Source organism: Pseudomonas sp. BN411, assembly GCF_029871235.1.
In the GTDB taxonomy this organism is placed as follows: Bacteria; Pseudomonadota; Gammaproteobacteria; order Pseudomonadales; family Pseudomonadaceae; genus Metapseudomonas.
The window spans coordinates 1-22,294 of the sequence record NZ_SSOM01000021.1; the positions used below are offsets into that span (position 1 = coordinate 1).

Below are 22,294 nucleotides of genomic sequence, written 5' to 3' on the forward strand. Positions count from 1 at the left end.
CTTCGCCGGCCAATCGCGATTGAAATCGCCCCCACAACAGTTCCCCACGCAGGGTATTCCTGTAGGGGCGAATTCATTCGCCAAGCAGAACGCCGTCCTGCCGTAGGTTGGTCCGAGGAACGAGGCCCAACGTTGCGGTATTGAGACTTGGCTACCGTGGGTCGGTGGATGAAAAGAGCGTCATCCACCCTACGGGCCAGCTTCGCCGGCCAATCGCGATTGAAATCGCCCCCACAACACCTGCCAGATCGCTTCGCGCTACGCTGGCGGCTTGCCCTGGCGAACGGCTGTACAGAGAGACACGATGAACGCCCGCAGTTCATCGTGCTCCACTGGCCCTAACTCACCTCGCTGGTAGGCGGCGTCGATCAGGCCGATGCAGTAGCCGTCGTACTCGTCGCACTGGTCAGCGGCCGAGAAGGCGAGATTGGCTACGGCGGCATAGAAGGGTTTGATCGCGCCGGTATCCAGGCCGTCGATCATCTCCCGCAACTCGACCGGAATCAAGGCGGCTCCGGCAACTGCCCGGTCCTCTGCTATCTCTCGGGTCCAGGAGTAACGGTCAGTCATGCGCAGGCCTCCAGGGTGTCGGTGAGTGTTGTGTCTGGAAAAGATGGTAGACCCGCTGGCGACGCGACGCTGCGCAGGGCAAGCCTGATCCAGCGTCTATGATCCTTTGGGGGCATTCAGCATCGGGTAATACGCCACATCTTGGTCGATCAGGGGGAACTTCCATGCGAGCGACATCGCTTCGGGTGTTATCCGGCATGCTGGCGTGCCTGGGCACATCGCCGGTTGTTGCCGGTTCGGCGGGTTTTGCCGGTATCGCGGCCAGCGCCGACAGCGCGGAAACCGCCAGTGACAACCCAGCCGGCATGGCGCGGCTGGATAAGCCCACCGCGACGATCAGCCTGTTGCAGGCGACCGGGCTGGGCAAGTTCGAGGTGGATGAGGGACAGACCACCACCAGCGGCGGAGACCCGGACAACGATCTCAACCCAGTCATGGTGCCCCAGGCCTACTACGTGAGGCCGCTCACCGATTCTCTGCATGCCGGGATCTCGCTCACCATTCCCTCCGGGTTCGGTTCGGAATACGGTTCGGACTGGGCCGGCCGCTACTACACCGACAGCTATTCGCTGGTCTATGTCGCCGTGACGCCGGCGCTTTCCTGGCGAATCAACGAGCAATGGTCGGTCGGTGCGTCAGTGGGCATCAACTACATCGCTTCACAGTCTGAAGTTGCCATCAACACGTTGGTGCCAGGTGCCGCCGATGGAAAGCTCGAGGCCGACCTCGACGGCGTCGGCACCAACTTCAGCCTCTCGCTGCTCTGGGAAATGACTGAGAAGACACGCTTCGGCCTGGTCTACACGAGCGAGTCCAAAACCGATATCGATGGCGACCTCAAGTTCCGCAACACCGGCCCGGTGATTGGCGGTTTGCTCGAACGGGGCATCCTGAGCGACGAGATCGAGGTCGAACAGGTCATGCCACAGCGCATCATCGGTGGCGTTTACCACGAACTGGATTCGGGGGCCTTCATCGTTGCCGACATCGCGTGGGTCGAGTTTTCCCGGTTCGGGGCCAACTCGATATCGCTGGACGGCGAAACCCTCGACGTGGAGGACAGCGGTTTCAACAACTTCTGGGCAGGCACCCTGGGATACGGTTTTCCCGCCAACGGCGGACTTCGCTACACGCTCGACACCTTCTACGTCCAGGCGCCGGTCGACGACAGCAAGCGCACGCTGGCCATGCCACTGGACCGGATGTGGGGCGTGGGCGCCGGGGTGCAGGTCGATTACCGCAATGGCAAGGCCGTCGAATTCGACCTGCACCTGGTGAACTTCGGCAAATCACCCGTGGATACCGGCCCCTCGGCCGTGCGCGGGCGCGTCGTAGGTGAAACCGAGCACCCGTACGCCGTGATCGTTTCCGGGGCTTACCACTTCTAGCGCCAAGCAGGACGCCGTCCTGCCGTAGGTTGGTCCGAGGAACGAGGCCCAACGGAACGCCGCTTTTCGCGAGCGGAGCTCGCTCCTACAGTTATTCCGCCACCCAAAAAAATGCCCTCCGAAGAGGGCATTTTGCTTGTACGTGGTATCAGCTCGGCTGTTTGACGTAGCGGGCCAGTTGCTGGTCGCGGCTCATCACGTCCAGGGTGTTGGCGAGCACCTGATCACCGGTCGTGTCAGGCGCGACGAAGATATTGGAGAAGTTCGCCTGGGCGACCTGGGCGAAGTGGGCACGGTCACCCTGTTCGATACCCAGCAGGGTGGCATAGGCATCCAGCGCCTCGCCCTGGCCCTGGGCCATGTCTTCGGCGATGTTGTCGAGCATGCCGTTCATGGCGAACAGCGAGCGGCCGCCGTAGCGGATGGTCACGCTGGAGTCGCAGCCGTTGGTACCGGAGGTCAGGCCGAAGGTGGCGTTGCCCGAGGTGCCGTTGGTGGTGGTGGCCAGAAGGTGCGGGGCCAGGCCACGCTGGCCGTCGAACACCATGTTGCCCCAGCCGCAACCACCGCCCTTGCCCTCGGCGGCTTGCGCCATCACACCAACGGTGCCGAGAAGTCCGAAGATCAGCGCTTTACCCATCAGTTTTTTGGTCATTTCCTTTGTTCCTTGGTCTTTGCAGAGGCTTGTTATAGACGCATGACAACTCGTTCGACTGCACCACTGGACGACACGCGAACTCCCTGAATATGTAGGCGACGAACCTGCGACTTTCAAACCACAGCGCGAAAAGTCCTCCGCCTGCATCACTGTTGCTGCTGCCAATACGGCTTGATCGCCTGCAGGCGCGGATCATCCGGCGCCGCTTCACGCATGCGTTTGACGTAACCGAACGCCGCGCTTCGCTCGCCTTCCGCGGCATGCAGGTAGATCAGTAAATAGAGCAGATCGGGATCATTCGGGGACCGCTCCAGCCCGCTGCGCAGTGCAGCCAGCAGCCCCTGGTAGTAGCGGATGCGCGAGTTGCCGGGCAGTTCGACCGCAGCCTTTTCCATCCAGTTCAGCGCTTCCTCTGCCCTGCCCCGTTCCACAAGAAACAGGGCAAGCATGTAGGCCAGGTTGCCGTGAGCGGCGGCCGGCATCACCGCCAGATTGAGGCGCCCGCCAACAGATCGGCCATTCCCATCGGACACACTCCGACGCAGCAACATGAAGACGTGCATGATCGAAGTGCCGGGGGCTGCCGCAGGCACCTGGCCTACGGCCTGATCCAGACCTTGCCCAGTCGGAGGGGCGATGGATCAGTGAAAAATCTGGCTGAGGCTGACGAGCGGAACACCATTCGCGTAGCTGGGACGCGTTGGCGGTTGCTCGCCGAGCAGCGCGATCAGTAACAGGATGCCCAGCAGGGTGGGCGTGAACAGGTAAGCGAGATGGTCACGCATATGGACCTCCATCCGGGGCGGCCGGATTGATTTCTTGTTGTAGGTGGCCCAAGTGTGCAGAGGACGATTCCGGAGAAATTGTCATTTCACGTCAGGAACTTTGCATATCGTGCCAATGGATAGCCAACCGTCGGGCTGGGTCAGTCAACAGGCCTGGAGTCGAACTGGATTCCAACGTCCGGCAAGCGGCCTCTTCCGGCGATCCGCTTTTACGGGCCGACGCAGGAGATGAACGAAAAGACCTTCAAGTTGCCAGACTTCGAGTTGGCTGACTGACTAAGCCCGCCGGCGATCCAGGACCAGGTTGATGGTCCCATCCGCATTGGATGAAACATAGGGATCAAGTGCCGGAAAACTTTCCGCCGCACGCTCCAGGAGGAACTCCCCGGCGTGCTGGACTCGCTCGCGGGTCGGGTTGGGGAGCCGGATGCTGACTCTCGCGAAGCCGTTGGCCAGCACATCCAGTGCCGCTTGCTCGAACAAATCTTCCAGCAGTTCCAAGGTTTCTCTATCCATGGTTTCTTCCTTTGACCGAAATGCCCACTTCGAGGTCGGGTTGCCGACCTCGCTACCCTGCGCCTGGGCAATTGGGGCCCATGACGTCCTGACTGCTACCTATGCAAGGGGCGCACCTGAACTGGTCGTTGAGCAATAGCGGTCGATTCGAATGGCGCGAGCAGGGCAAGCAAGCCCGTGACGAAGGGATACGCGGGATAGGGTTCAATCCCTATCTTCCCGCCATACTCAATAGCCTAAACCACTGAAATTCTTAGAATTTCAGGGGTTTTTCTTTTCGGGCTCGCTCCAGAGTGTCGAAAAAACCAGTGCGGTTTGCTCAGTCGCTTCACTCAGGTGGGCCAGAGCCCGGGGGATAACGGGCTAGGTCTTCATGCCTTGGCGTTCCTCGTGAGTCAGGGCGTACGCAGCTTTGCAGCCATGTCTCGCATGACGCCATGAACAATTCGGCGCAGCAGGTATCTCTCACCGGCAAGGAAGTGCTCTGGCAGGCTTTGCAGGAGATGATCGGCAGCTTCCAGGGTCGCTTTCACAAGCTCATCCATCAGCTTGGCGGCAATCCTGTTCGGTAGTCCGAGGTGGCTGCCCATGTAGAGCACATGCTCCCTGGTCACTTCGGCGTGTGTTCGCATGCCTTCCACCTTCCATACCAGCTCAGCGTCCAGCCAGGGGGCCGATTCCTTGCTTGCGGTATATATCGCTGTGCAGAGCAGGTCGTAGTGAGGTGTAAGGTCAACGCCGTCCGCTGTGACGTAAAAAGAGAGGTTCTTCAGGTGGGCGTCGTTGTTGCCGACCAGGATGTTGAAAACCAGCCAATTGAATAGCTGGATTCGTGCTTCGGCTTTCCGGCGACAGAGACTGACGATGTGTTGAAGCGTCGTCATCGAGGCCTGTTGGTATTTGAACTGGCGATCCAGTCCCAGTAACTGGCAACCGTCCAGGACATGCAGGCGTTTCAGTTGGCCGTCGACTACTTGCCTGTCAAAACGCTCAATCAGATAAACCGGCTCCGGGACGCGGTGAAGATCTACGGGGGCAGCATTCAGCCTGGCCATTTGGGCGACAGACATAACGAACCATTCATTGGCCACGCTGTTGTCGTACTGGTCTGTTTCCGGGTGGTTCGGCTTGAGGATGTGAGTTGATGGCCGGCTGCCGATTGGCTCGTACAACACGCCGTCCAGGACCACGACAGGCAACTTGTGTTGGGCGCCTGCCAGCGACATTCGCTTGGGTGCTCCAGTGGTCAGCGATACCCGGGGGAGGTTCCTGATTCGCTGGCTGAGCATGTCGTCAGGGAGCGGCTGGAGCCCGCCATCGGGTATTGGTTCAAATCCTGGCAGAAGCGTGATGGCTCCCGCCGATTCAGCACCGTAGTAGCCCAGGAGCCCGAAGGCATCTGCAAACTCGATTTTCGCGTCGCTGGCCAGCAACTGACGGGCCTGCTCTTCTGGCAGCAGGTTGTCGAAGAACCACTGAACAGGACGTTCCGTAGAGCCATCCACGACTCGCCCTGCAGAGCGGGGAAGTGTGGGTGAGAGGTCGAATGATCGAGGGTTATTCAGCCAGTCAGATGAGTACTCGAGCGCCCATACACCGTTCTGGTCGATCAGGCTGCCGACATGCTCGTTGTTTATGGTGACTTCCAACTGCCTCATGGCTTCGGCACGTCCAGATAGACCCGAATGCCCAGCTCATCGAGCAGTTGCAGCACACTCCCGAGGGAGACTGTTGGCTTGCCCTTTTCGATATCGCGCAGATGCACGTGGCTTTTACCAATCAGCATTGCCATGTCTTCCTGACGAATGTGCTGCTTTTTCCGTACCTCGCGAACGACCTTGCCGAGATCTTCCGGTGTGCGAATGGGGACGTACGAGTGCTGATCCATTTGGGATATCCGTTTCGAAGCTATGGTTTCGATTGTAGAAGGGAGCAAGGCGTGGTCAAGCCAAATCGAAACTATGGTTTCACTTCTGGAGAGCAATACTCCTTTTCTGTGTAAAACGAAACTATGGTTTCTATTTTTATATTTAGCAGTGTGCTTCAGGCGGGTATCGAAGCTATGGTTTCGATTGTTGGCTAGCCCTACGAGAGCGACGAGAGTGTCGAAGAAGTGTCGAAATCACAGGCACGAACTGTCGAAGATCGACACCGGCTTATGGCTGGAAACCCTGAACTGAGCAGGGTTGCGACGTACTGAGCCAGCCCTCGGGATGATTCTACAACTGCCCATCGGACGCTGGGTGCGGAGACCCGATTCCAGCCCGGAAATACCCCCCAGCTTCGGGGGAGAAAGCCGAAATACTGCTCCGGCCAATATCCAGCTCAGCGCGGCGCCATGAAACCATTTGAGCCCCTTACACTGGCTGGACAGGCCCCTCATTCCATCAGGAGACCAGCATTGCAACCTGTGACACCCATCCGGCGGGCAGCTGTGGCGGACGCCGACGCCATCACTGCATTGGTCAGCGAGGCCTACTCCCCGTACATCGCCAGGATCGGAAAGAAGCCCGGCCCGATGCTTGATGACTATCGACAACTCATCGCGGACGCCGACGTTTATGTCGCTTCCTTGGATTCGGTAGTGGCTGGCGTGTTGGTGATGTGCAAGGAAGGGGACGAAATGCTGCTGGCCAACGTTGCCGTACTGCCTCGTTTCAAAGGCCAGGGCATCGGGAAATTGCTGATGGCGTTCTGTGAGGAACTCGCGCGGCAGGCCGGATGCGCTGCTGTTCGCCTCTACACCCATGAGCGGATGACCGAGAACATCGAGATCTACAAAAAGCTCGGTTATTTGGAAACCCATCGGGCGGTGGAGGACGGTTTCGCTCGGGTGTTCATGCGCAAATCGATCTTGAGCCCCGCTGGTAACTCCCTGTGAATCACCTTCCGCGAGGGAGAGGAGCTCTGTAGGGGCGAATTCATTCGCCAAGCAGGACGCAGTCCTGCCGTAGGTTGGTCCGAGGAACGAGGCCCAACAGGTTCGAGCAGAAATCGATTCCCTTCGCCGGGTGCAACACGCCCCTAGCTCGACGCGAACACGATGATCGGCCCGCATACCGCCAACAGCACGTTGGAGATGGCGTAGCAGACCGTGAAGCCAACCACCGGGGTGTTGCTGCCGGACAGCTCGATGATCTTGTTCATCGAGGCGGCTTCGGTCTGTGCGCCGGCCAGCGCGCCGAACAGGATCATCGGGTGCAGCCGCAGCACGTAACGGCCGAAGTACAGCGCCACCAGGGGCGGCAGCAGGGTCACCACCACCCCGGAAATCAGCAGTGCGACGCCCTGCTCCTGCATCGCCGCGATGGCTGCCGGACCGGCCAGCAACCCTACCACTGCACCGAAGGCGGTCAGGCCGAACTCGGAGAAGGCCCACTGGGCCGCCGGCGGCAAGGCGCCGACCTCGGGGTGGCGGGAGTTGTACCAGCCGATCAGCAGCGCCACCACCAGCACCCCACCGCCAATTCCTAGCTCGATGGGGATCATCCCGATATGGGTCGAGAGCATGCCCAACAGTGCGCCCAGCACCATGCCCAGGCTGTGCACGGCGATATCGGACTTGTAGCTGCGCTCCCGCACACGGCCCAGTTGCTCGGCCAGTGCGTCGACGCTGGAGGAACGCCCGGTAAGGGAAATCACGTCGCCGCGCCGCAGGACGGTATGCGGCAGCAAGGGCAGTTCGAGCCCCTGGCGAGTGATGCTGTTGATGAAGCAGCCCATCCGGTTCGCCCCCACCAGTCGAGAGCGGATGTCATGGACGGTCTTGCCGGCGAAGTCGACGGAGGTCAGCACGATATCCGCGGACTTGGTGGGGAACGACAGCGACTCCGGGTGATCCACCTCCTGGCCTATCCAGCCGGCCAGCTCACCCACAGCCTCGCGCAAGGCATAGACGCCGACGATATCGTCTGCCTGCAGTACCAGTGCGGGATCGCGCTCGTGCACCTGGCCGCCCCGCACCACGCGCTCGACGCTCATGGTCGGGTGCAACCGCTCGATATCGGCAATGGTGCAGCCGGCCGCCCCCGAGGTGACCCGGTGTGCCCGCACCACGATGCGCGTGTAGGGAATGCTGATGATGTCTTCATTGCTGGCGATGCCCAGTTCCAGCTCCAGTTCCCGCGCCGAGGCACGCAGGTCCACGCCCAGCAGCTTCGGCGCGACGGTGCCGACGAAGACGATCAGACCGATGGTGCCGAACAGGTAAGTGATGGCGTAGGCGATGGCCATGTGGCTGTTGAGCTGGGCCTTGGCCGCTTCACCCAGGGGCAGTTGGGCAATGGCGCTGCTGGCCGTGCCCATGATCGCGGTGTCGGTCAGTGCCCCGGCCCCCAGCCCCGCCGTGAAGCCCGCGTCGAAGTGGTAGATGGCGTTCATCATCAGGATGGCGCCCAGGGCGGTGGCGCAGAGCACCACGGAGAACAGCACCAGTTTCAGGGTGCCCCGGTTCAGGCTACCGAAGAATTCCGGACCGCTCTTGAAGCCGACTGCGTAGATGAACAGCACGAAGAACACCGATTTCAGCTCGTGGGGCACTTCCAGGCCGATCTGGCCGATGAGTAACCCCATGAGCAGGGCACCGGCCACGGAGCCCAGGTGGAAGCTACCCAGTTGCACCCGGCCCAGCAGCACCCCGAGCGCGATGGCCAGGAACACGGCAATTTCCGGGTTCGAGCGCAGGGCACCCAGCATGAAGTCGATCACCGATCACCCTCCCCCTGATCCGGCGACTTGGCCGGCGCCGCGTACCAGTGCTCCCTGGGCACCAGCTTCTCGTGGGTCGGGTCGCCCAAGTAGTGCGGCGACATGATCTGCACGCCGAACTCGTTGAACACGTCCTGGATATTGGCGTGCAACATGGTCAGCAGCTCGGCACGCGGTCGCGGTTCGCTGGGCACGGCCTGGGCCACCAGGTGGTACTCGGGGTAGAAGTCCGACAGCGCGGTCTGGAACACCTGGGGCCGGGGCAGTTGCAGGATGCCGGGCGTACGCTGGGCGGCTTCCAGCAGCATGGCCTCCACCTGGCGCCAGGGCGTGTCGTAGCCGATGGTCACGGTGGTATCCACCACGTAGCCCGCGCCCTGCACCACGCGGGAATAGTTGCGCGTCACGGAGCCGGTGATCATGGAATTGGGAATGGTCAGCACCTCGCCCAGGCCGGTGCGGATGCTGGTAGTGAACATGCCGAGCTCAGTGACCGTGCCTTCGTTGTCGCCGATACGCACGTACTCGCCTGGACGCAGGGTGCGGGTGTAGGTGAGGATCAACCCGGCGGCGGCCTGCCCCACCACGCTGGAAGCCCCCAGGGAAATCATCAGGCCGATCAGCACCGACAGGCCCTTGAATGCCTCGGTGCCGGCACCGGGCAGGTACGGGTAGGCCATGGCCAGGGCGAACAGCCAGATGGCCAGGGACGTCAGCCGGGTGGTGGGCTGCAGCGTTTCATCGTTGAGCCACTTGATGGTGCCAGGCCGGGAAAGCCGCTCCAGCAACCGTTTGCCGAAGGCACTGACACCCCGCGCGATGAAGAAGATCAGCAGCGCGATGATGAGGCCAGGGATTGCGCTGACCACCGCATCGAGCAGGTAGCGCACCAGCTCGATCAGGTATTCGTTGAGGCTCTCGCCCCAGGGCCGGGTATAGGGGAAACGCTGCAGCACGAAGCTCAGCCATTCATAGGTGAGCAGCAACACCACGGACCAATACAGCAAGGCCAGCAGCCGCCGCACCACCGGGAACAGGTTGCTGGAGTCCACCAGTTGCGTCTGGCCGATTTTCAGCGCGCTGGTGTGCCTGCGCATGCGCTTGGGCAGCCAGGCCAGGGCTTTCTGGTGGACCCGTGTCAGAAGCCGCAGCAGCCCCAGATAGAGCAAGGTGGCCAGCGCCGAGTAGCCACCGGCGGTGAGCAGGAAGCGCAGGCTGCGAGCCTCGGCGGACTCCGCCACCACTTGCCGCAATCGCTGCGCTGCGTCTTCGGCGGATTCGCGCACATCGCCCGCGGTCGCGTCGACGTCCTTTGGCGAGACAATGAAGGCACGGCGGTCGCCCAGCAGCACCAGGTAGCTGTCCTGGATGGTATCCAGCCTGACGCCGGGCTCCTCGGTGCCGTCGAGCATTTCGCCGATCACCGCACGGGCACGGCTGGCGCGGGCCTCGGGCGACTCGCCGAGGATGGTGCCGCGAAAGACGAAGATGCTGCGGTTGGCGATCTTCAGTTCGACGGGGGCCGCCATTACAGGGGCGGCCTCCTCCTCCGCCGCCAGGGCAACGACGCCAAGCGCCATCGAAATAACCCAGAAAATCGTGGCGCCCCACCAGTAGATCCGTTTACCCATGCATCGTGCTCCAGCCAATCACTTCAATGTCTACCGGGCCTGCGCTGTGCATGCAGCGGGCCCCCGGCCAGATGCAGCCTAGACCAGTTCAATGCGGGAAACCGGGCGGATGCCTGCCGACGGAAGATGATGACGTGCAGGTCTTCAGCCATTTCTGATGCCGGCGTTTGCATACCTGAGCTCAGTAGGATTTTTCTGACGCCAGAAACGCATGCAGAAAATTCCCAGCTCATCACAGAAATCTCTCAGAACGCCCGCAATAGGCGGCCTTTCCTGTCAAAGGAGCGACAAGTGGGCTGGATTTTCGGCTATCTCGTGGATAGGCTCAGGGTCAGAAATTTCTGACAGAGAATGGAGTTCTGTCAGTAACACCAGATCTTCTGGACGAACCCGACACACGCAAGCGCCCTCCCCTGACTGCAGCCCTGCGGCTCTTTCGGGACCGGGAAGAACGTGGCTCGGGTTCACCGCAGATTGAACAAAGACCTTGTCCGGCACGTCCGGGCAGGAAGTCGGTAGCACCGAAATTTCAACTGCTATGACCTGCCGAGCGCGGCGGGTCCCTTGGTGAACATATGGATATCGATACCAAGTCCGGCGCGCGCGTGCCGCCCGTATTCAAACCCCAGCGCCGCGCCATGGCCCTGGAACCGCGCATTCTGTTCGACGGTGCCGCCGCGGCAGCGGTCGACCAGCAGCACCAGGACAACGGTGACGCCGGCAAGGCCACCACTGACCACGCCACCCCCAACGATGCCCGCAGCGAACCGGGCCAGCAGCAGTCCGCCAGCCGGCACCTGCTGGTGCTGGACAGCCGCATCGAAGGCCGCGAGCAACTGACCGCGCAGCTCCCCGGCAATGTCGACGTGCTGGTGGTGGAGGCCAATCAGGACGGTCTGGCGGCCATCTCTGCCGCCCTCGCGAAACTCGGCCAGCTCGACTCCATCCAGATCCTGTCCCACGGCGCGTCCGGCGAGTTCACCCTCGGCAAGACGACCCTCACTGCAGACAACATCGAGCAGTTCGCCCAGCCCCTCAGCCAGTGGAGCCAGTCCCTCAGCGAAGGGGCCGACATCCAGCTCTACGGTTGCAAGGTAGGTGAAGGCAACGCCGGGCGTACGCTGGTCAACGAGCTGGCGCGCTGGACCGGCGCCGATGTCGCAGCCTCCAGCGACAACACCGGCAGCACCCGCGCAGGCGGCGACTGGGACCTGGAAGTCACCAGCGGCGACATCGACAAGCCCATTGCCCTCGCCGCCACCGCCACGGCGGCCTACGACCGCCTGCTGGCCGCTGGCCCCAGCACCACCCTCACCGGCGGCGCGGATGTGCTGCTGGGCGACACCTTCACCTTCGACGTCACCTTCACCAACATCAGCACCGACACCGGCTACGCGCCCTTCATCGACCTGTTCTTCCCCGCCACCGGCAAGGACGGTGCCGGCGCAGAGATAGACGACGGCGCCACCTTCGTCTCCGCCACCTACCTCGGGCAGAACCTCACGACCCATGTCCTGACCTTCGACGCCAACGGCCGGGCCAGCCACCCGCTGGCGGTAGGGACCGACGGCAAACCGCTGATCATCAACGCGGCCGACTTCGGTATGCGCGCTGGCGACCAGATGGTGGTGGTCGAACTGCCGTTCGCCAGCGTCACCCAGGGCCAGCCGCCCATCACCGTACAGGTGACGGCTTCGCTGAGTGACCTGGCGGACACGGATTTTTCCTTCTCCGGGACGACGCCGGACCTCACCATCCGCGCCCGTAGCGGTTTCCAGTACGGCAACGATTCGCTGAACAACCCGGCCACCGACCCCAGCATCCTCGAGCCCTCGGCCAACGCGGACAGCTATGTGGTGCACCCAACGGTGATCACGTTCGACCAGGTCATCACCACGCCCGAAGGCGAAACCGCGACCGGCCCGAACTACGGCCGCGAACTGGACGTCATCATCACCCCGGCCGACTCCCAGACCCTGACCGACGTGGTGCTGGTCCAGCCGGTTCCGGACAACGTCATAGTGACCGGCATCACGCCCGGTGCCGGCGGCACTATCACCTCGATCACCTTCCATAACGGCAGCACCGTCACCGATCCGACGTTCATCCAGCGCATCCTGGCGCAGAACAGCGACGGCGACCTCAGCAACGACCTGTACATCAGCGAATTCACCGTCCGCTATCCGACGCTGACCGGCGCCACGACCACCGGCGTGAATTTCTTCGTTCCGGAAGCCGATGCCAACGGCGTCCCGGTACTCAATGCCGCCACGGGTGACGACGTCACCATCACCTTCGGCGCTCCCACCGCTGCCGGCAGCTGGCAGCCCCTGGACCCGCGCGACGCCACCAATGGCCCGATCGTCTTCGACGGAACCGGAGACGACGTCAGCTTCGTCGCCAAGTCCATCACCCTGGAGAAGCAGGTCAGCGTACGCACCGATGTCGGCACCACCGGCCTCAGCCCAGGCGACATCCTGAACTACAACCTGAACCTCGCCCTCTCCGACTATTTCGCCTTCGGCAGGACCTTCCTGGGTGCGGGTAACTTTGCGGTCTTCGACCGCCTCGGCGACGGCCAGAGCCTGATCCCCGGCACCGCCACCCTGACCATCAGCCAGAACGGCGCCACCCAGACAGTCGCCCTGCTTTCTCAAAGCATCGTCAACGCCGATGGCAGTACGTCCATAACCTTCAATATCGGCGCATCCCTGGCCAATGCTTTCGGCATCCGCCAGTGGCTCAACGGCGACCTGGCCTTCGATAACCGACTGGAGGGCGCCACCCTGGCGGTGATCGCCTACCAGGCGCGCGTCGCCCAGAGCTATACGCCCCCCGCGGGCGCCCCACACAGCGAGATCAACGAGGGCGACTCCTTCGGCAACAACGCCACGGCCACCGCCACGGTGCTGTTCGACCCGAACAACCTCAGCGGCTTCGACGAGAGCGACGGCTCCAGCACCCTCAGCACCATTCCCACCAGCCAGGTGCAGATAGACCTGGCCGGTCTCAATGGCGGTGGCGCCCCGGCGCCTGGAACCGAATTGCGGCCCGGCGACTCGGTCACTTTCCGCCTCAGCTATGACCTGGTCACCGGCGACTACGAGAACTTCAAGCTCACCGCCTACCTGCCGCTGCCGTTGTTCGACCTGACCGGCATCGACCCCAACACCATCTGGCGCCTGGCCACCGGCAACACCAACCCGAACAGCCCCACTTCGGTCACCATCGGCCCGGGCAACTCGCTGGTATTCACCTTCGCCGACTATGTGAACCCGAGCATCACTGGCAGCCGCATCGCCATTGACTTCACCCTGACCGTCAGCGACCAACCCTTCGCCGACCAGCGCGCCTTCAACGTGCTGGGTGAGTCGAGCCAGACCCGCACCCTGGACAAGAGCGTCCTGCTCACCACCGACGACGTGACGCTAATCGCCTCGGTGGCCGAACCGGTGCTCAACATGAGCCACGGCGTGGTGTCCGCCAGCCACGGCACGGTGACCGGCACCACCGGTACCTGGAACGCACCCGGCACCGCCGGAAGGCCCTTCAGCGGCAGCATCACCGACATTCTCGCGGTCAACGGCAACGTCACCGGCATCGATGCCAGTGACCGCCTGCGTCTGGCCACGGCCATCGAGAACCACGGCGGCGGCAACGCCTACGACGTCAGCACACGCATTACCCTGCCCCCGGGTCTGTCCTTCGTCGGCGGCAACCTCTCCGCCGCCAACCTGCTGATCTATCGCGGCGACGGCACGCAACTGGTGGCCGGCACCCACTTCACGGTGAACAACGCCACCAACACCATCACCTTCATCGATGCTCCCGGTGTCGGCGCCCTGCTGGCCGGCCGCCCCGGCACCGCCGCCGACAACAGCGGCGCCAACGTCGTGGTGATCACCTATGACGCGCAAGTGGCGGCGAACATCGGCGCCAGTGCCACCCTGCAGACCACCGCTCAGCTCACCCACTACGCCAGCGCCGAAGGTGGGCAGAACTTCGTCCCTGCGCCGCTCTCCGACATCGCCAGCCAGCAGGTCAGCGCGCCGGTAATCAGCAAGAATTTCGCCGGTGGCAGCCTGGATAACAGCGACTCCAGCGCCACCCACACCACCGGTGCGAACCTGGTGGTCGGCGAGAGCATGCTCTACGACATCATCGTCACGCTGCCCGAAGGCACCACCCAGAACCTGCGCATCGACGACCTCATCCCGCCCGGCCTGCGTCTGGACACCGGCTTCAACGCCAACCAGGGCTACCAGCTGATCACCACCGCCGGCGGCGCACTGACCGCCAACTTCGCCGGCACCGTCACCGTCGGCAGCATTACCGCCCCAACGGGAACCCTGGGGACCGATGGCACCGATGCACGCTTTACCTTCACCGCTGCCGGTGCGGCGGGCGACAACAACACCGGCAACAACAGCTTCGTCATCCGCGTTCGCCTGGTGGCCAGCAACGTCATCGGCAACCAGGCCGGCGGCGTGCGGCAGAACGATGCCCGGTTGAGCTACAGCGACCCCGATGGCAACACACCGAACGGCACCACGCCGCTGAATCGTGATGTGAACCTGACCGGCACCAAGCCCTCGATCACCATTCAGGAACCGACCCTGCAGCTCACCCAGCAGCTGATCACCAACCCTGGCCTGGGCTTCGACGAGGGCGACCGGGTCGACTTCAGCGTCACCATTGCCAACGGCAACGCCGGCAGCGACTACGACGCCTTCGACATCGCCTTCTCCAGCCAGCTGCCCACCGAAATGGACCAGCTCACTGTGGTCAGCGCGATCTATACCGTGGGCGGGGTCAGTACCGATATCAGCGCCCGCTTCAGGCTCGACCCGACCGGTCGCACGTTGATCAACACCGGCAATGTCGACATCGCCAAGGGCGGTACCCTCGTCATCCGCGTGACCGGCGTGGTGAACGCCACCGGCGCCTCCGTGGCCGAGTTCGACAACCTCGCCAACGTCCGCTGGAGCAGCCTCAACGGCAGCAACATCAACGGCGCAGCCGACCCTGCCGGCGAACGCACCGGCCTGGACGGCCTGCTCAATAGCGGCGTACTGAATGACTACCAGCGCAGCAGCGCCCTGATCATCCCGGTGGCCCAGGCCATCCGCTTCTCGCGGGTCGGCGGGCTCTCCGATACCGCCGCGCCCAACCCGACCGATGCGCCCGTGGAAACCGTAAGCATCGGCGAGATCATCCGCTACCGCGCCGCCGTGCTGGTGCCTGAAGGCAGCAACCCCAATTATCAGCTGATCATCACCCTGGACGACGGCCTGACGGTGGATGACATCAGTACCATGCGCATCGGCTTCATTTCCGATGGCGGCCTGGTCACCAGCCTGGGCGACCTGATCATCGGCGGCACCTTGCAGATCATCGGCAATGAAAACAGCCCGGAAGCCCAGCTGATTACGCCCAACCTTTCCGGCGCAGCCCCGACCGGCGTGATCAACCCGATCTACGTGGTGCTCGACACCGACGCCAACGGCAGGCAGGTGGTGACCCTGAACCTCGGCAACCTCACCAACGGCCCCTTCGGCAACGGAAACGACGGCAACGACGACGACCTCGAAGGCGTGGTCTTCGAGTTCAACGCCCGGGTGGACAACAGCCTCGGCAACCAGAACACCAAGCAGCTTGGTGTCACGGTGCATGACCGCGTCAACGGCATTGTCCGCACCACCAGCGATACCCTGTTCGAGCGCATCGTCGAACCCGGCTTTACCAACCTGGACAAGACGGTCACCGACTTCAACGCCAATCCCGGTGGCACCCTCGGGACCGCTACCGTTACGGTCGGGTTCACCTCTAACGGCAGCCTGCCGGCCTATGACGTACACCTGACCGATGGCTTCCCCACCGGCAGCAACTACAGCCTGCTGAGCATCACCATCGGCGGCACCACCTACAATCCGGGCAACCTGCCGGCCGGCGTCAGCTTCAGCACCACGGGCGGCGTGACCGTGGACATTGCGCAAATCAACTCCGGCACCAGCGTCAGCGTGGTCTACAGCGTGCAGGTGCCGAACAGCGCGACCATCGCCAGCACCGATGCCACCCTGCGCTGGAGCAGCCTGCCGGAAACCTTCACCAGTTGGGGTGGCACGGCAGTCGGCACAGACGGCACCGCGGCGGGTGAACGTACCGGCGCGGACGGCCCCGGCCCGGACGGTACGACGTTGAACAACTACGTACTTCGCGAAGGCGCCGGCCTCGGCATCATCAGCGGCACCCTGTGGAACGACACGGGCACGGCCGCCACCGCCCCCAATGACCGGACGCCCGACCCGGACCCGGTTCCCGGCACACCGGCCTACGAGCTGGCCATCGCCAACCAGACCATCAAACTGATCTGGGCCGGCAAGGACGGCGTGCTCGGCAATGGCGACGACAAGACCTTCACCACGACCACCAACGCCAATGGCCGCTTCAGCTTCGGCGTGCTGCCCTCGGGGCTGTACCGCATCGATGCGCCCACTACGGTCAACAGCATCGCCCAGTTCGGTGAGCTGCGCGTACGCATCGACACCGATGGCGGCACCCTCGGCCAGGTCCGGGTAACCCTTGGAGAAGGCGCCGCGCAGCAGGCCAACTCCGGCTACGTGGAAATCAACGATGCGCCGGTCAACAGCCTGCCGGGCTTCCAGCCGGGCCTGGAGGACACGCCGCTGGCCATTCCGGGAATCAGGGTCAGCGACGTCGACGCCGAGCGCGATCCCAACGTCAACGGCCGCGCCATCCAGGTCAGCCTCGAAGTGCTGCGCGGAACCCTGTCGCTTACCGGCGCAACCACCGGGGTGACAGTCACCGGCGCCGGCACCGCGAACCTGTTGCTGGTGGGACGGATCGCCGACATCAATGCCGCCCTCGCCGGCCTTCGCTACCTGGGCAACCGGGATTTCAACGGCGTCGACTTCCTCGAAGTGGTGACCAACGACCTGGGGAACTACGGCGACTTCAATGGCAACGGCATTCCTGGCGAACTGGCCGACGCACGCACCGACAGCGACTTCCTGGTGATCCGGCTCGACCCGGTGAACGACGCGCCGCACGCGGTGAACGATAACGCCACGGCGCTGGAAGCCGGCGGCACCGCCAACATCATTGCGGGCATCAACCCGCGCGGGAATCTGCTGGACAACGATACCGATGTCGATATCGCCACCAACGGCGACCAGATCAACGTCAGATCGGTCACCTCTCCGCTCGGCGTCGTGGTCTCGGTTCCAGCGCTTGGCTCGGTGGAAGTGCTCGGGCGCTACGGCAAGCTGGTGATCCAGGCCAACGGCGCCTACCAGTACATCGTCGACAACGCCAATCCCGAGGTGCAGGCGCTGCGCCTGGCCTCTCAGCAGTTGACCGAGAACTTCACCTACGTGATCTCGGACATCGGCATCGGCGGGCCGCCGCTGCAATCCTCGGCCGTCTTCTCAGTGGTCATCCAGGGCGCCAACGACACCCCGGTAGGCATCGATGACACGGGCACGGCCATCGAGAAAGGTGGCGTCAACAACACCGATATCGGCAACCCCGGCGATAACCCACCCGTCGGTTTCCCGGTTGCAGGTTCCAATGCCACCGGCAATGTACTGACCAACGACCTGGACGTGGACGGCGGCGAAAACCCGGCGGACCCGATCAACTACGGCGAAACCAAACGTGTCAGTGGTATTCGCAACCTGCGAGAACTCGCACCCGGCCTGATGTTCATCGTGCCCAATGGTGGCAGCGTCAGCCTCGGCGGCACCTACGGCATCCTCACCATCGGCTCCGATGGCAGCTACAGCTATGTGATCAACGACAACAGCACCGCGGTACAGCGTCTGGGCCCCAACGACACGCTGTCCGACATCTTCACCTATCAGGTTACCGATGCGGCGGGCCTGAACGACCTGGCCGAGCTGCGCATCACCATTCGCGGCAACCACGACAACCCCGTGGCCAGCGATGACCAGGCCGTGGCCCAGGCCGGTTCCGGCCCCAACGCCATTGGCGAGAGCAACCCCAGCGGCAACGTCATCCGTTTCCCCAGCCGCCCCGGCCCTATCACCCAGCCCGGCGGCAATGGCGTGGACAACGATGTCGACGCCGCCGACCGACCCAACACCCAGCTCAAGGTCAACGGTGTGCGCTCGGGCCTGGAAACCGCAGGCGGCGTGCTGATCGGGGTGGCTGCCGGTTCTACCAGCACCACCGGCGCTACCCTGCTGCTGGGCAACTTCGGCCTGCTGCGCATCGGCGCCGATGGTTCCTTCACCTATGACGTGGACAGCGCCAACCCCACGGTGCAGGCGTTGCAGGCCGGACAGACCCTGACCGAGACCTTCACCTACCAGATCGTCGACACCAATGGCCTGACGGATCAGGCACAACTGGTGATTACCGTCCGTGGCATCAACGACCCGCCCATCGCCCAGAACCACTTCAACATCGCGGTCGAACGCGGTGGCGTGGCCAACGGCCAGGCGGGCCTCGACCCCTCCGGCGACGCCCTGGTGTTCGACGTCGACCCGGACGGCGACCCGCTGAGCGTGATCTCGATCAGCAACGACACCCTGGGCACCAATGGCGTGATCGGCCAGGCCTTCGACGGCCAATACGGCACGCTGACGCTGAACGCCGACGGCACTTACACCTACGTGCTGGACAACACCAACCCGGAAGTCGAAGCCCTGCGCCAGCTTTCGGACTTCCTGATCGAGAGCTTCACCTACGCCATCTCCGATGGCCAGGAAGCGCCCCAGTCAGCGCAGCTGGTACTCCTCATCCTTGGCCGCAACGACAACCCGGTGGCAACCAACGACACCGCCACGGCCGTGGAGGCCGGCGGGGTGAACAACGGCAGCGCCGGTGTGGACCCGAGCGGCAACGTGCTGGGCAACGACACCGACGTCGACGGGGGCGCCCTCGACGACATCGACTACGGTGAAACCCAGGCGGTGGAATCGGTACGGGCCGGTGCCGTGGAAGGCGTCGGCTCGGCAGGCACCCTCGGCAGCGAACTGCGTGGCCAATATGGCTGGCTGACCCTGAACGCCGACGGCAGCTTCAGCTATCGCCTGGACAACAACCTGGCTGCAGTGCAGGCCCTGCGCGCCGGCAATACGCTGATCGACACCTTCAACTACAGCGTCATCGACACCGCCGGTGCCACCGACATCGCCCTGCTGAACATCACCATCGAGGGCGCCAACGACACGCCGGTGGCCAACGACGACAGCGCCACAGCCATCGAGGCCGGAGGACTGAACAACGACATCCTGGGCACCGACGCCACCGGCAACGTGCTGGACAACGACACCGATGTCGACCGGTTCGGCGAGACGCTCACGGTCGTGGATGTGAGCCAGAGCGGTGTCGACGGCCTTGTCGGCGGTGGCCTCATCGGGCAATACGGCACCCTGACGCTGAACGCCAACGGCAGCTACACCTACGTCGTCGACAACGACAACCCACTGGTGCAGGCACTGCTCACTGCCGGCGATACGCTGAGCGAGTCCTTCAGCTACACCATCCGCGACCTGGCCGGCGCCACCAGCACCGCCACCTTGACCATCACCATCCAGGGGCGCAATGACAATCCGCTGGCCGTGGACGACAGCACCGTGGCCGTGGAAGCCGGCGGCACCGGCAACGCTACGCCGGGCGTGAACCCGAGCGGCAACCTGCTGCACAACGACCGCGACGTGGACGCCGGCGACAGCAAGGCGGTCGACGGCATCCGCACCGGCAGCGAATCCGCGGGCGGCACCTTCACCGCCGTGAGCGGCAGCCAGGTGATCGCGGGCACCTACGGCACTCTGACGATTGCCGCCAACGGCACCTACACCTACGTGGTGAACAACGACCTGGCGGCGGTCCAGGCCCTCAAACCGGGCGACACCCTGCAGGAAGTCTTCAGCTACCGCATGCGCGACACCGCCGGCGCCGAGGACATTGCCCAGTTCACCATCACCGTCCAGGGTGCCTGGGACGCTCCGGTCGCCCAGGACGACCTGAACATCGGCATCACCGACAATGGCGACGGCCTGGTGCTCAACCCCAGCGGCAACGTGCTGCCCAACGACAGCGATGTCGACCAGGGCGACCAGCTCACCGTCACCGGCATCCGCACGGGGCCGGAAAACGGCAGCGGCACCGCTGGCACGGTCGGCAGCGTGCTGGTCGGCCAGTACGGCACGCTGGTGATCAATGCCGACGGCAGCTACCACTACACCATCGACATTTCCAACCCGGACGTGCTCGCCCTCGACCTGCTGGACACCCTGGTAGATCACTTCACCTATGAAGTGACCGACCTCGGCGGTCTCACCGACCTGGCGCAACTGTCGATCATCGTCGTCGGCCGCAACGACGCCCCGGATGGTTTCGACGATGAGGCCACGGCCGTCGAGGCCGGCGGCCTGAACAACGACACCCCCGGCCTGAACCCCAGCGGCAACGTGCTGAACAACGACTCCGACCTCGAAGGGCAGCCGCTGTCGGTGACAGGCATCCGCACCGGTACGGAAGCCGGCAGCGGCACCAGCGGGACCGTCGGCACGGTGCTGCGCGGCCACTACGGCGACCTGACGATGAACGCCGACGGCAGCTGGACCTACGTGGTCGACAACAGCCTGGCCGAGGTGCAGGCGTTGCGTATCAGTGGCCAGACGCTGGTGGACACCTTCACCTACACCCTGGCTGACACGCACCTGGACACCGACACCGCCGAGTTGCGCATCACCATCGACGGGCGCAACGACACGCCGATCGCCCAGGATGACGGCAGCACGGCGGTGGAGGCCGGCGGCGTGGGCAACAACATCCCCGGCAGCAATCCGTCCGGCAATGTCCTGACCAACGACCAGGACGTGGACAGCGTCGCCAACGGCGAAACCCGGCAAGTCCTCTCAGCCACCAGCGAACTGGGCAACAGCGCTGGCGCCGGCGTGGCCCTGGTGGGCCGCTACGGCACGCTGACCCTCAACGCCGATGGCAGCTACACCTATGTGCTGGATAACGCCAACCCGTTGGTGCAGGCACTGCGTACCGCCGGCGAAACCCTGCGCGAAACCTTCACCTACGTCATGCGCGACACGACCGGTGCCCAGTCCGAAGCACGGCTGAACCTGCTGATCCAGGGCGCCAACGACAACCCCGTCGCCCGCGACGACAGCAATGTCGCCAGCGACCAGACCCCAGCGCCCCAGGCTGGCGGCAACGTGCTGCCCAACGACTCGGACGTGGACGGTGGCGAGCAGTTGCAGGTGGTGGGCATCCGCACCGGCGCCGAGACCGGCAGCGGTACTGCCGGCGTGGTCGGCCAGGCCATCCTGGGCCGCTTCGGCACCCTGGTGATCAATGCCGACGGCAGCTACAGCTACAGCATCGACCTCACCAGCCCGGAAGTACTGCGTGCCGCCGGCCTGGGCCGCGTGCTGCAGGATGTCTTCACCTACACCCTTGGCGACCGCGCCGGGGCGACGGACCTGGCGCAACTGGTCATCGACCTGGACATCGCCGCGCCCTTCATCCCCGCGCCGGAAAGTGGCCTGATCGACCCGCACTTCGACCGTGACGACCTCGATCCCTTCCGCCGCCCGCCGCTACCCGGCGTGGACCCGGTGGTCTTCGTCGGCCCTGTCGTGGAACGCAATGACCGGCTCCTCACGCTGTCCAGCTGGGAGGCCGACGGCAGCAACCTGGCCCTGGGGCGGGTTCCGGAAATCCAGAGCGACACCCTCGGCAACCGTCTTGGCCAGACACCCGGCCAGTTCGTGTCCCGTGCGGTGCGCGAAAGCCGCGTGGAGAGCGACCTGGACCTGGCGTGGATCCTCGGCCGTCATGGTCGGATCAACCTCAGCGCAGATGGCCTGCTGGCCGACCCATCGGTATTTGCCCCCAGCGCGGAGAACCTCACCCAAGGCGAGGCACAGCTGCCACCGCCGTCCGACACCCGTACCGCCCCCGGTTTCCGCGCCCAGTTGCGCGAGGCCGCCGAGCGCCTGCGCGCCCTCGGCAACGGCACCCCCGAATGAG

At 63.8% G+C, this 22,294-nt stretch carries 12 protein-coding genes; 3 read left to right on the top strand and 9 right to left on the bottom strand.

What is annotated here, in order from left to right:
- Window positions 1–258 precede the first annotated feature (258 nt).
- On the bottom strand, window positions 259–570 hold the full coding sequence (locus E8F06_RS01735; protein WP_280363580.1) for a hypothetical protein: 312 nt from the start codon (window positions 568–570) through the stop codon (window positions 259–261).
- Window positions 571–734: 164 nt separating this feature from the next.
- Here E8F06_RS01735 and E8F06_RS01740 point away from each other — a divergent pair, with 164 nt between their 5' ends.
- Window positions 735–1,958, top strand: a complete 1,224-nt coding sequence (locus E8F06_RS01740) for an outer membrane protein transport protein (protein ID WP_280363582.1) — start codon at window positions 735–737, stop codon at window positions 1,956–1,958.
- A gap of 148 nt (window positions 1,959–2,106) precedes the next feature.
- On the opposite strand, the gene E8F06_RS01745 is transcribed toward E8F06_RS01740, so the two are convergent.
- From E8F06_RS01745 to E8F06_RS01770, 6 genes are all read right to left on the bottom strand, one after another.
- Window positions 2,107–2,613: a DUF3015 domain-containing protein gene (locus tag E8F06_RS01745; RefSeq protein WP_280363584.1), complete on the bottom strand. Its 507-nt coding sequence runs from the start codon at window positions 2,611–2,613 to the stop codon at window positions 2,107–2,109.
- Window positions 2,614–2,762: 149 nt separating this feature from the next.
- Window positions 2,763–3,179 carry a tetratricopeptide repeat protein gene (locus E8F06_RS01750; protein ID WP_280363587.1) on the bottom strand — a complete coding sequence of 139 codons (417 nt, stop codon included), beginning with the start codon at window positions 3,177–3,179 and terminating at the stop codon, window positions 2,763–2,765.
- A gap of 78 nt (window positions 3,180–3,257) precedes the next feature.
- Window positions 3,258–3,401, bottom strand: coding sequence for a hypothetical protein (locus E8F06_RS01755; protein ID WP_280363589.1), 144 nt, complete (start codon window positions 3,399–3,401; stop codon window positions 3,258–3,260).
- A gap of 276 nt (window positions 3,402–3,677) precedes the next feature.
- A complete protein-coding gene (locus tag E8F06_RS01760; RefSeq protein WP_280363591.1) occupies window positions 3,678–3,917 on the bottom strand; it encodes a hypothetical protein in 240 nt (79 codons plus the stop codon).
- A gap of 395 nt (window positions 3,918–4,312) precedes the next feature.
- Window positions 4,313–5,575: a HipA domain-containing protein gene (locus tag E8F06_RS01765; RefSeq protein WP_280363594.1), complete on the bottom strand. Its 1,263-nt coding sequence runs from the start codon at window positions 5,573–5,575 to the stop codon at window positions 4,313–4,315.
- On the bottom strand, window positions 5,572–5,805 hold the full coding sequence (locus tag E8F06_RS01770) for a helix-turn-helix domain-containing protein (RefSeq protein WP_280363596.1): 234 nt from the start codon (window positions 5,803–5,805) through the stop codon (window positions 5,572–5,574). Before E8F06_RS01770 ends, E8F06_RS01765 begins: the two co-directional genes overlap by 4 nt.
- A gap of 513 nt (window positions 5,806–6,318) precedes the next feature.
- Between E8F06_RS01770 and E8F06_RS01775 the strand changes: the two genes are divergently transcribed.
- Window positions 6,319–6,798 (top strand): GNAT family N-acetyltransferase, encoded by a 480-nt coding sequence (locus E8F06_RS01775; protein WP_280363598.1) that lies wholly within the window; start codon window positions 6,319–6,321, stop codon window positions 6,796–6,798.
- Between the two features lie 143 nt (window positions 6,799–6,941).
- Here the strand turns inward: E8F06_RS01775 and aspT are convergent, their stop codons facing one another.
- Together aspT and E8F06_RS01785 are read right to left on the bottom strand one after the other, a co-directional pair.
- Window positions 6,942–8,624 carry an aspartate-alanine antiporter gene (gene aspT, locus E8F06_RS01780; protein WP_280363600.1) on the bottom strand — a complete coding sequence of 561 codons (1,683 nt, stop codon included), beginning with the start codon at window positions 8,622–8,624 and terminating at the stop codon, window positions 6,942–6,944.
- Complete coding sequence (locus tag E8F06_RS01785) at window positions 8,621–10,204, bottom strand: mechanosensitive ion channel domain-containing protein (RefSeq protein WP_280363637.1); 1,584 nt, start codon at window positions 10,202–10,204, stop codon at window positions 8,621–8,623. The genes aspT and E8F06_RS01785 overlap by 4 nt, the downstream gene beginning before the upstream one ends.
- Window positions 10,205–10,830: 626 nt before the next feature.
- On the opposite strand from E8F06_RS01785, the gene E8F06_RS01790 reads away from it, so the two are divergent.
- Window positions 10,831–22,293 (top strand): VCBS domain-containing protein, encoded by an 11,463-nt coding sequence (locus tag E8F06_RS01790; protein WP_280363602.1) that lies wholly within the window; start codon window positions 10,831–10,833, stop codon window positions 22,291–22,293.
- Window position 22,294: the final 1 nt, after the last annotated feature.

Coding starts and splice junctions, on each gene's coding strand:
- E8F06_RS01735 (WP_280363580.1), bottom strand. CDS start 570: ATGACTGACCGTTACTCCTGGACCCGAGAGATAGCAGAGGACCGGGCA.
- E8F06_RS01740 (WP_280363582.1), top strand. CDS start 735: ATGCGAGCGACATCGCTTCGGGTGTTATCCGGCATGCTGGCGTGCCTG.
- E8F06_RS01745 (WP_280363584.1), bottom strand. CDS start 2,613: ATGACCAAAAAACTGATGGGTAAAGCGCTGATCTTCGGACTTCTCGGC.
- E8F06_RS01750 (WP_280363587.1), bottom strand. CDS start 3,179: ATGCACGTCTTCATGTTGCTGCGTCGGAGTGTGTCCGATGGGAATGGC.
- E8F06_RS01755 (WP_280363589.1), bottom strand. CDS start 3,401: ATGCGTGACCATCTCGCTTACCTGTTCACGCCCACCCTGCTGGGCATC.
- E8F06_RS01760 (WP_280363591.1), bottom strand. CDS start 3,917: ATGGATAGAGAAACCTTGGAACTGCTGGAAGATTTGTTCGAGCAAGCG.
- E8F06_RS01765 (WP_280363594.1), bottom strand. CDS start 5,575: ATGAGGCAGTTGGAAGTCACCATAAACAACGAGCATGTCGGCAGCCTG.
- E8F06_RS01770 (WP_280363596.1), bottom strand. CDS start 5,805: ATGGATCAGCACTCGTACGTCCCCATTCGCACACCGGAAGATCTCGGC.
- E8F06_RS01785 (WP_280363637.1), bottom strand. CDS start 10,204: ATGGCGCTTGGCGTCGTTGCCCTGGCGGCGGAGGAGGAGGCCGCCCCT.
- E8F06_RS01790 (WP_280363602.1), top strand. CDS start 10,831: ATGGATATCGATACCAAGTCCGGCGCGCGCGTGCCGCCCGTATTCAAA.